Source organism: Sulfuricaulis sp. (assembly GCF_024653915.1).
Classification (GTDB): Bacteria; Pseudomonadota; Gammaproteobacteria; order Acidiferrobacterales; family Sulfurifustaceae; genus Sulfuricaulis.
The window spans coordinates 109,648-119,480 of sequence record NZ_JANLGY010000017.1; the positions used below are offsets into that span (position 1 = coordinate 109,648).

The 9,833-nt window shown below is 62.1% G+C and carries 9 protein-coding genes; 2 read left to right on the forward strand and 7 right to left on the reverse strand.

Features of this window, described 5'->3' with window-relative positions; genetic code table 11:
- Nucleotides 1-23 precede the first annotated feature (23 nt).
- Nucleotides 24-911 (reverse strand): carbon-nitrogen hydrolase, encoded by an 888-nt coding sequence (locus NUV55_RS09665; RefSeq protein WP_296672444.1) that lies wholly within the window; start codon nt 909-911, stop codon nt 24-26.
- A gap of 106 nt (nt 912-1,017) precedes the next feature.
- Here NUV55_RS09665 and NUV55_RS09670 point away from each other — a divergent pair, with 106 nt between their 5' ends.
- A complete protein-coding gene (locus NUV55_RS09670) occupies nt 1,018-1,281 on the forward strand; it encodes a hypothetical protein (RefSeq protein ID WP_296672445.1) in 264 nt (87 codons plus the stop codon).
- Nucleotides 1,282-1,367: 86 nt separating this feature from the next.
- On the opposite strand, the gene NUV55_RS09675 is transcribed toward NUV55_RS09670, so the two are convergent.
- Nucleotides 1,368-2,411: an agmatine/peptidylarginine deiminase gene (locus NUV55_RS09675; RefSeq protein ID WP_296672447.1), complete on the reverse strand. Its 1,044-nt coding sequence runs from the start codon at nt 2,409-2,411 to the stop codon at nt 1,368-1,370.
- 210 nt (nt 2,412-2,621) lie between these two features.
- On the opposite strand from NUV55_RS09675, the gene NUV55_RS09680 reads away from it, so the two are divergent.
- Nucleotides 2,622-3,863, forward strand: a complete 1,242-nt coding sequence (locus NUV55_RS09680; protein WP_296672448.1) for a DUF1015 family protein — start codon at nt 2,622-2,624, stop codon at nt 3,861-3,863.
- Between the two features lie 39 nt (nt 3,864-3,902).
- On the opposite strand, the gene NUV55_RS09685 is transcribed toward NUV55_RS09680, so the two are convergent.
- From NUV55_RS09685 to NUV55_RS09705, 5 genes are read right to left on the reverse strand one after another with little or no spacing between them, the layout of a single operon-like run.
- A complete protein-coding gene (locus NUV55_RS09685; protein WP_296672450.1) occupies nt 3,903-4,772 on the reverse strand; it encodes a diguanylate cyclase in 870 nt (289 codons plus the stop codon).
- A 10-nt stretch (nt 4,773-4,782) separates the two neighbouring features.
- Entirely contained in the window at nt 4,783-6,501 is a 1,719-nt protein-coding gene (locus NUV55_RS09690; protein WP_296672451.1) for a GGDEF domain-containing response regulator, read from the reverse strand.
- A 7-nt stretch (nt 6,502-6,508) separates the two neighbouring features.
- A complete protein-coding gene (locus NUV55_RS09695; protein WP_296672452.1) occupies nt 6,509-6,949 on the reverse strand; it encodes a response regulator in 441 nt (146 codons plus the stop codon).
- Between the two features lie 48 nt (nt 6,950-6,997).
- On the reverse strand, nt 6,998-8,812 hold the full coding sequence (locus NUV55_RS09700; RefSeq protein ID WP_296672454.1) for a PAS domain S-box protein: 1,815 nt from the start codon (nt 8,810-8,812) through the stop codon (nt 6,998-7,000).
- Nucleotides 8,809-9,732 carry a phosphate/phosphite/phosphonate ABC transporter substrate-binding protein gene (locus tag NUV55_RS09705; protein WP_296672457.1) on the reverse strand — a complete coding sequence of 308 codons (924 nt, stop codon included), beginning with the start codon at nt 9,730-9,732 and terminating at the stop codon, nt 8,809-8,811. The genes NUV55_RS09700 and NUV55_RS09705 overlap by 4 nt, the downstream gene beginning before the upstream one ends.
- Nucleotides 9,733-9,833: the final 101 nt, after the last annotated feature.

The window sequence follows — 9,833 nt, forward strand, 5'->3', positions numbered from 1 at the left end:
TGCGGATGCGAATCGCAGCGGGATTATTTGCCGTAGCGCTGGAGCAGATCCTGATAGGCGTCTATGCGCCGGTCACGAAAGAAGGGCCAGATACGGCGCACGTCTTCGGATTGTTTACGGCTGATTTCCGCCACCAGGACCTCGGGCTTGTCGCTTGCGGCCTGCGCGAAATATTCTCCCTGCGGCCCGGTAATAAAACTCGAACCCCAGAATTGAATTCCTGACGTGCGGCCTGAAGGGTCCGGTTCGTGCCCCACGCGGTTGCAGGTGACGACAGGCAGGCCGTTGGCGATGGCATGCGCACGCTGGATGGTTATCCAGGCCTCGCGCTGGCGGCTTTTCTCGGCTTCATCGTCGCGCGGGTCCCAGCCGATAGCAGTAGGGTAGAGCAGGATGTCCGCGCCGTGCATGGCCATTAGCCGCGCGGCTTCCGGGTACCACTGATCCCAGCACACCAGCACACCGAGCATGCCCACCGAGGTGCTGATCGGCACGAAACCCTGATCACCCGGCGTGAAATAAAACTTTTCGCAGTACCCGGGATCGTTCGGGATGTGCATTTTTCGGTATTGACCCTTCAGGCTGCCATCCGCCTCCAGCACCACCGCGGTGTTGTGATGCACGCCGGGGGCACGGCGCTCGAACAACGAGCCGACGATAACGACGCCCAATTCCTTCGCGATCTTGCCCAGATCCTGCGTGGTCGGGCCCGGGATCGCTTCGGCCTGATCGAAGCGCTTGGTGTCTTCCGTTTGGCAGAAGTAAACCCCGGTGTGCAGCTCCTGCAACAACACCAGCCTGGCGCCGCGCGCGGCCGCCTCACGAATCCCGGCAATCGAGGTGGCGAGATTTTTGTTCCGGTCCTCGGAACAGGTTTGTTGCACGAGGCCGATCTTGAGCGATGCATTCATGTCGCCAATGTTAGCATGTTCCCGCGTGATTTTTGTTCAATGCTTGACACCGATGGCGGCCATTCCCTATCGTGCGCTTCCTTCTTGCAACAAAAGGAGTTGTTTCATGAAACGCAAACTGATTCTTCTTGCAAGCTTGTTACTGATCAGTCCGCTGGCCATGGCCTACCAAGTTACCGGCCCGGTGGTGGAAGTGACTGATTCCAAGATTGTCGTGAAGAAAGGCAAGGATAACTGGGAATTGGCACGCGATGCCGGCACCAAGCTAATGGGCGATGTCAAAGTGGGTGACAAGGTGACGGTCGAGTACAGGATGACCGCGACCAGCATCGAAGCCAAGAGCGGGGGCAAAGCCAAAGGCAAGAAATAGAAAAAACCAAAGATTACAGTTCGTGTATTCAAAAACGGGAAGGCCTAATACGGTCTTCCCGTTTTTGTTTGGACCGGCGACTGGTTCTAAAGCACCCCCTCCGGCAACTGCATCGTCACGCAGTGCAGGCTGCCAAACTGGTAAATGAGCGGCAGGCAGTTGATAGCGACCACTTCGCGGTCCGGGAAACACCCTTTCAGTTGTGTCAGCGCATCGTCATCAGCCGGGTCTTCATAGGTGGGTACCAGCACGGCCCCGTTGATGATGAGAAAATTGGCATAGGTGGCCGGCAGGCGGTTGCCATCCTCGTCGAATTTCGCGCTTGGCCAGGGCAGTGGCACGAGGCGGTAGGGCTGGCCGTCTGCGGCACGAAACACTTTCAGCTCGTCCTCCATCGCCTTCAGCTCTGCGAAATGTTCGTCTTGCGGATCATCGCAGCGGACATAAGCAATGGTGTGGCTGTCGCAAAACCGGGCGAGCGTGTCGACGTGGCTGTCGGTATCGTCACCAGCGAGATAACCGTGATGCAGCCAGAGAATGCGATTGATTCCGAGTAGTTCTTTCAGGTGCTGTTCCAATTGCGTCAGCGTCATATTCGGGTTGCGCGTGGGTGCAAGCAGGCAACGGGCGGTGGTGAGCAAGGTCCCGGAGCCGTCAACCTCGATGGAGCCGCCCTCGAGTATCATCTCGACCGTCTGCATGGGTGTTTTTTTGAATACGTCCATGGTGTAAAGCTTGCGGTTGATCTGGTTATCGAGCTCAAAGCCGTATTTTCCGCCCCAGCCGTTGAATCCAAAGTCGAGCAACAGGGCTTCATACGTGCATAAAACGGTCATGGGTCCATGGTCGCGTGCCCAGGTGTCGTTGGAGGGCACGGTCCGCAGAATGACCCGCCCCATGTCCACGCCGGACTCGGACAACAGCTTGCCGACATATTCGCGGTGCTCCCGGTCGTAGCAGGAGATCAATACGTTTTCGCGCCGCGTCACCTGCCGTGCGATCTCAACGAATACCGGCTCGACCTGTTTCAGGCGTTTGGCCCAGTCGCCGTGCACATGCGGCCAGGTGAGCATGACGCCGCTTTGGGGCGCCCATTCAGCAGGGAGGTAGTTGCGGCAGGTGTCGGCCATCGGGTTTTTATCATGTCCTGGTCAAAACGCCGCGTATGCTAGCGTAGCAATTGCGTCGCGCCAAGCGCGTAGGGGCACAATTCATTGCGCCCGGTGAGGTGGAATTGAACAGGGCGCGATAAATCGCGCCCCTACATACCGAAACCCGGTTTGACCTTCGCCGGCAAGTGGTTTTGAATGTGCGCCTGTTTTTGTCTGCCCGGAGCTGAAATGTCCCTGATTCGTCCTTTCACCGGCCTGCGCCCGGCGCCCCGTCGCGCCGGAGATGTCATCGCGCCACCTTACGACGTGCTTAATTCGGAGGAAGCGCGCATACGCGCCAAGGACAAGCCCTGGAGTTTTTTGCACGTCTCCAAGCCCGAGATCGATCTGCCCGTGGGCACCGACCCGTACAGCGCGGCCGTATACGCCAAAGGCAAGGAAAATTTCGCAAAGATTCTCAAAGAGGGCGTGCTCGGGCGTGACCCGGAGCCTTGTTACTATGTTTACCGCCTCGTGATGGGTGCGCACCAACAGACCGGGATCGTGGCGGCGGCTTCGATTCACGCCTACGACGCCAATCGCATCCGCAAACACGAATTCACGCGCCCGGACAAGGAAGACGACCGTGTGCGGCAAATCGAGGCGCTGAACGCCCAGACCGGTCCGGTGTTTTTGACGTACCGCCAATCATCCGCCGTAGATACGATCATCGACAAGCTAACGCTCGGTACAGCCGACGTGGACATCGCCGCCGACGATGGCGTGCAACATACGTTGTGGGCCATGCGTGATCCCCATCAGATCGATGCCATCACGGGCCTGTTCGATTCCATGGACCGTCTTTATATCGCCGACGGCCACCACCGCTCGGCGGCGGCCTCGCGCGTGGCGGCGTCACGACGCGTGAAAAATCCGCAATTCACCGGCAATGAATCGTTCAATTATTTTCTCGCCGTGATATTCCCCGACAACCAGATGCAGATCCTGGATTACAACCGCGTGGTCAAGGATCTGAACGGTCTGTCGCGTGAGAGTTTTCTGAAACGTATTGAAACGGCTTTTACCTTAATGCCGGAATCATCGATGGTAAAACCCGGCCGCACCGGTGAGTTCGGCCTGTATATGAAGGGCCAGTGGTACCGATTGAACATTAAGCCAGATCGCATCCCCGCAGATGATCCGGTGCGACGACTGGACGTGAGCCTGCTGCAGGACAATCTCATCACGCCGGTGCTGGGAATCGACGACCCGCGCCGTGACAAGCGCATCGATTTTGTTGGTGGCATTCGCGGCCTGAAAGAACTCGAACGGCGCGTGGACTCAGGCGAAATGGCTTGCGCGTTTTCGCTTTATCCCACCTCGATGGCAGACCTCATGAGCGTCGCCGATGCCGGTGAAGTCATGCCGCCCAAGTCCACCTGGTTCGAACCCAAGCTGGCCGACGGGCTGGTGTCGCACGTGCTGGATTGAGCCGAGCCGGCGATGGCGCGGCACAGGCCCCCGTACAGATCAGGTGACCCCGGATTTCTGGCCCAGGTCGGGGCTGTAAACTTTAAAACCGCTCTGCGTGTGTTTGGCCTCGTACATCGCGGCGTCCGCGGCGCACATCAGACTATCGGTTTCGTTGCCGTGTTCGGGAAACAGGGCGATGCCGAGACTGGCGCCGATGTCGAAGTTTCGGTCGCCGATCTGGAGCGGCCTTGAGAACGCCGCCAGGATTTTGCGCGCTACCGTGTCGGACGCGCGCGCGCATGATTTGACGCGCGCCGCTGCCTGCTGTAATACCTGATCGCCGGCATGATGACCGAGGGTATCGTTGATATCCTTGAAGTGGTCCAGATCCATGACCATCAACGCGAAACAGTGTTTCTTGCGGCGCCCGGTGAGCACGGCCTGCTGCAAACGCTCGGTGAACAAGGTCCGGTTCGGCAGATCCGTGAGCGGGTCGTAAAAGGCGAGATGCTGGATCCGCTCTTGCGCCCGCCGGTATTCGTGCCGCACCGCGGCCTCCTTGAGTTCGCGTTCAATGGCCGGAACCAGGCGCGCGAGGTTGCCTTTCATGATGTAATCGTGCGCCCCGGCCTTCATGGCCGCGACCGCGCGGTCCTCGCCGATGGTGCCGGAGACGATGATGAACGGTATGTCGGGCTTGAGTTGCTGCACGAGCCGTAGCGCCTCCATGCCGTTGAACCGCGGCATCGTGAAGTCGGAAATAACGATGTCCCAGTCCTGGCCGTCGAGCGCGGCACTCATGGCATCGGCCGTTTCCACCCGCTCGCAGACCGGGTCGTAGCCGGCGCGGCGCAACTCGCGCAGCAGCAGCTCGGTGTCGGTCTCCGAGTCCTCGACGATCAGGACGTGCAGTGGGGTGAGGGGCATCGGCGATCCCTTAATCGACAGGCCCGATTTTCCAGGGCGACGTCGGGAACCAGCTTTTCAGCGCCTCGCAGGTTTGTGGCCGGCATATGAAGTAGCCTTGGGCCTCGTCACAGCCGAGGGCGGCAAGCGCGTCGAACGTCTCCTTCGTTTCCACGCCTTCCGCGACGACGGTGAGACCCAGGTTATGACCGAGCTCGACCACCGTGCGCACGATCATTGCGTCGCTTTTATTCGCAAGCATTCCCATGACGAATGATTTATCGATCTTGATCTCGTTGATGGGCAAGTGCTTGATGCTGGCGAGCGAGGTATAGCCGGTACCGAAGTCGTCAATGGAGAGCCATGTGCCCATGCGGCTTAGCGCCACAAGGGTCTCCTCGGCGCGTTTCGGGTCGAGAACGATGGCGCTCTCGGTGATTTCCAGCGTCAACTGGCCCGGTTCGGCGCTGGTTGCCTTGAGCGCTTCCTCGATTATTTCCGGCAGGTGCGGGTCGTGCAGCGAACGCGCCGAGAGGTTCACGCTCACCCGCAGTTGAATGCCCTGGCGGCGTGCGCCCTGGCAGTGGCCCAGCGCGTCGGTTAGCACCCAACGGGTCAGCGGGCTGATGAGCCCGGTGTGCTCCGCAGCCACGATAAATTTATCGGGCATGAGCAAGCCGCGGCGCGGGTGTTGCCAGCGTACCAGCGCCTCGGTGCCGACGATGCGGCCGGTTTTGATCTCCACCTTCGGCTGGAAATGGAGCAGGAGCTGATTGTATTCGATCGCGTCGCGCAACTCTGCCATGAGCCCGAGCCGCTCGGGGCTGTGACGATCGTATTCCGGCGCGTAGATGACATAACCGCTTGCCATCTGTTTGGCGCGGTACATGGCGATGTCTGCCCGTTGCAGCAGCGTGTCCGCGTCGTCGGCGTGCTCGGGCATGGTCGCCACGCCGATGCTGGCCTCGACGGCGATCGGAATCCCGTCGATCATGAACGGCGCTGCCAGGCTGTCTTGGAGCTTCTTGATGACGTGTTGCATGTCGCCGGTTGCCGCCAGCCGCGGCAGCAGGATGCCGAACTCGTCGCCTCCGAGGCGCGCGACGATATCGGGCGCGAACAGCACGCCGTGCAACCGCGTGCCGACTTGTTTCAACAGGCTGTCGCCGCGGTGGTGGCCGAGCGTGTCGTTGACCTCCCGGAAGTGTTCGAGGTTCATGTGCAGCAGTGCCAGCGGATGGCGATTTTTCCTCGCCGCCTCGATGGCTTGTTGCACCTGTTCGCGGAACCGGACGCGGTTCGGCAGGTTGGTGACGGGGTCGGTGTAGGCGAGGCGATGGATGGTCTGTTCCGCCTGGCGGCGTTCCTGCCGCATGCGCGCCTCGCGCAGCTCGCGCGCGATGGCGGGCAGCAGGCGCGCGGTGTGGCCTTTCATCAGATAGTCGTGGGCCCCGGCCTTCATGGCCGCGACCGCGACGTCCTCGCCGATGGTGCCGGAGACGATGATGAACGGGATGTCGAGCCCCTTTTCCTGGGCGAGCTTCAGCGCTTGCAGGCCGTTGAAGCGCGGCATGGCATGGTCGGAGACGATCAGGTCCCAGGATTGCCGGGCCAGCGCGGCAGCCAGTCCCTCGGGCGTCTCCACCCGTTCGAACTCGGGCGCGTAGCCGCCGCGCCGCAGCTCGCGCAACAGCAGCTCGGCGTCGGCCTCCGAGTCCTCGACGATCAGGATGCGCAGCGGGGTGGCCAATGGAGTATCACTTTTTCGGCGGTGGCTCGTTCAGCACCAGCCAGTAGAGCCCGAGCTGGCGCACGGCTTCCATGAATTTCGTGAAGTCCACCGGCTTGCGGATGTAGCTGTTCGCGCCCAGGCGGTAGCCGTTGACCATATCCTGCTCCTCCTTCGAGGAAGTCAGGATCACCACCGGCAGCAGCCGGGTGCGCTCGTCGGCGCGCAGGCGCTTGAGCACTTCCAGGCCTTCGACCTTCGGCAGCTTCAGGTCCAGCAGGGTCACGGCGGGCGACTGGCTCGCATCGCGCCCGGCGTAGGCGCCATGGCAAAACAAATAATCGAGCGCCTCCGCGCCATCGCGCACGACCGTCACCTCATTGAGGATGTTGTTTTTCTTCAAGGCCCGCAGGGTCAGTTCCTCGTCGTTGGGGTTGTCTTCCACCAGCAGTATCGTTTTGTCGCTCACGTTTCTCTCCTTATTATGTATACATAGTCCAACCGGGATCGGGTCCGGTTACAGGGTGAAATAAAACGTTGCGCCTTTTCCTACCGCGCCCTCGGCCCAGACCCGGCCGCCATGGCGATGGACGATGCGCTGTACGGTGGCGAGCCCGACGCCGGTGCCGGGAAACTCGCTCAGCGCGTGCAGACGCTGGAACGTGCCGAACAGCTTGTCGGCGTAGGTCATGTCGAAACCGGCGCCGTTGTCACGCACGAAATAGCCCGGTGCGCCGTCGGTGCCGCGCAGTGCGCCGAACTCGATCTCGGCGTTCGCTGTTTTGCCTGTGAACTTCCAAGCGTTGCCGAGCAGGTTGTCCAGCACCACGCGCAGCAGGCGGGCATCGCCCTCGGCGGTCAGGCCAGGATCGACACGGTATTCCACCCGGCGCTCCGGTTCGTTCTTCTGCAATTCCGCGAGCACGTCGCCGGCGAGCGCGCTGAGATCCACGGTCTCGCGATGCATCTCGGCACGCGCCACGCGCGCCAGCTTGATCAGGTCGTCGATGAGGTGCCCCATGTGCTGGGTGGCGGCGCGCACCCGGTTGAGATGCTCCCGGCCCGGTTCATCCAGCCGGTCCGCGTAGTCTTCAAGCACCGCCTGGCTGAAGCCGTCGATGGAGCGCAGCGGCGCGCGCAGGTCGTGCGACACCGAGTAACTGAACGCCTCCAGCTCCTGGTTGGCGGCCTGCAACTCGGCGGTGCGCTCAAGCACGCGCCGCTCCAGATTAGCGTTGAGTTGGCGGATTTCCTCCTCGGCGCGCTTGCGCTCGGTGATGTCGCGCAGAAACACCGTAAACTGGATGTTGCCGTTTTGCTTCACCTTGGAGATGTTCGCCTTGGCGGGAAACTCGGTTCCGTCCTTGCGCCGGCCGTGAACCTCGGGTCGCCGGCTCATCTCGCGGGCCGATTCCGGCTCGGTGGCGAAGCGGCGGACATGTGCGCGATGCGCCTCGGCGAGGTGCGCGGGCAGCAGGCTGTCCAACGGTTGACCCACAACCTCCGCGGCCGTGTAACCGAAGATCCGTTCCGCGCCCTGGTTGAAGATGAGAATGCGCTGGTCCTCGTCCACGCTGATGATGGCGTCGGCCGCCAGGTTGACGATGTTGGCGAAGCGCTTCTCGGAGGAGGACAGCGCATTCAGCATGGCGTTGAAGTCGCGCGCGAGTTGGCCGGCCTCGTCGTCGCCCAGATCGGGAACGCGCGCCTCCGGCCGGCCGGCCCGCACCGTCTCCGACACCCGGCGCACGGCGTAGAGCTTTCTGGTCAGCCGGTTGCCCATGAACAAAGCCAGGATGGACCCGATGGCGATGGCCGCCAGAGCATAGAGGACGCCGTTGCGGGTGATCGCTTCGAGCTTCTCTTGCGCCTCCTGCTGGCCGAGGCCCACCCGCGCCCAGCCCACCGCATGGCCGGCGAGCATAGCCGGGGCAATAGCGTCCACCAGTGCCGAGCCGCGCGCCAGCACTGTGAGCTTTGCCTCTTGCGGGAGATCCCGCACGTACTGGCCCTGCCGGGCACGCTCGGTATGGGCCAGCACTTGTCCCTCCCGGTCCAGCAGCATGGCGAACGCCAACTGAGGATAGCGGCGCTGCGCCTCGGCAAGCTCCTGCAGGCCGGAGATGTCGCGGGCGGCCAGCCAGCCCGCCGCCGAAGTCGCCAGGGTCTGGGCCAGCGCCAGCGCCTGCTCGGCCTGGCGATCGAGCAGCATGTCCCGCTGCCGCTCGGTCAGGTCCCAGACGAACAGGCTCATCATCACCGCGTGCACGGCGGCCACGCCGAAGATCAACTGGCGGCGCAGGCTGCCGAAAAAGAATTCGCGCAATCTCATCGTTGCTCTACTGGCCGCACTTGGGCTTCGAAGCGCGCCACAAACTCGCGCACCACGGCGTAGTCGGCGTCCGTGGCGGGCAGGAAGCGCGCGGTCTCCATGCCGGCGAGGATGCGGCGGCCCTGCTCGCTGTCGTGCAGCGTCAGCAGCACCGAACGCAGCCGCGCACGCAACTTGGGCGGCAAGTCGTCGCGCACCATGAAAGAATTATTGATGAGCGGCGGCGTTTCCCACACGACCATCAGTTGAGCCGCCTCCTGCGGGTGGTCTTTCTGGAACAGACGCCAAGGCGGCGGCCAAGTGACCCCGACCGCCACCTGCCCCAGGTAGGCATTCATGATGGCCGATTCCTGCGAGCCCACGTAGCGGTTCTCGATATCGCGGTTCACGTTCACGCCGCGTTGGTGCAGGAACCATTGCGGCATGATGCAGGCGGCCAGCGCCGTGGGCGAGGGGTAGGCCAGTGCCTTGCCCTTGAGGTCGGCGGGTTTGCTAATGCCGCTGTCGCGGCGCACTACAAAAATGCCCTTGAAGTCGCCAGGCTCGCCTGCCATAGCAATCACCCCATAGCCCACCTTTATCGCTTCTAAGGTCTGCCAGGGGTTGGGCAGCAAAAGCTCTGGTGTCCTCGCCCGGAACTTGCGCTCGTATTCGGCATAGTCGCGTGAGGCCTCCAGAACGAATAGTGTGCCCTCGATCTGCCGCTTGAGATGGTCGATCAGGGGCTGATAGGCTTCGACCAGCCTTTTCGGGTTGTGCAGGGGGTGGATCGCCAGGCGATAGACTCGCGCCTCGACCGCAGGCCCCTCGGCATATTTCGGCGCTGGCGGCGCGGCCTCCTTGCCGCAAGCAGAGAGAAAAAGCGCCGCCACGCAGAAGGTGGTGAGCAAAGCAAAAGTCAGGGCGATGCGTTTTTTCACGAAACCTTCCCCCGTTTCTTGAACACCCGGCACCTCATGGGTGTTCGCGTTGTGGCGGCGGGGCTTGCGAGGAAGGTTGGGGGGGGGGGGGGGGGGGGGGG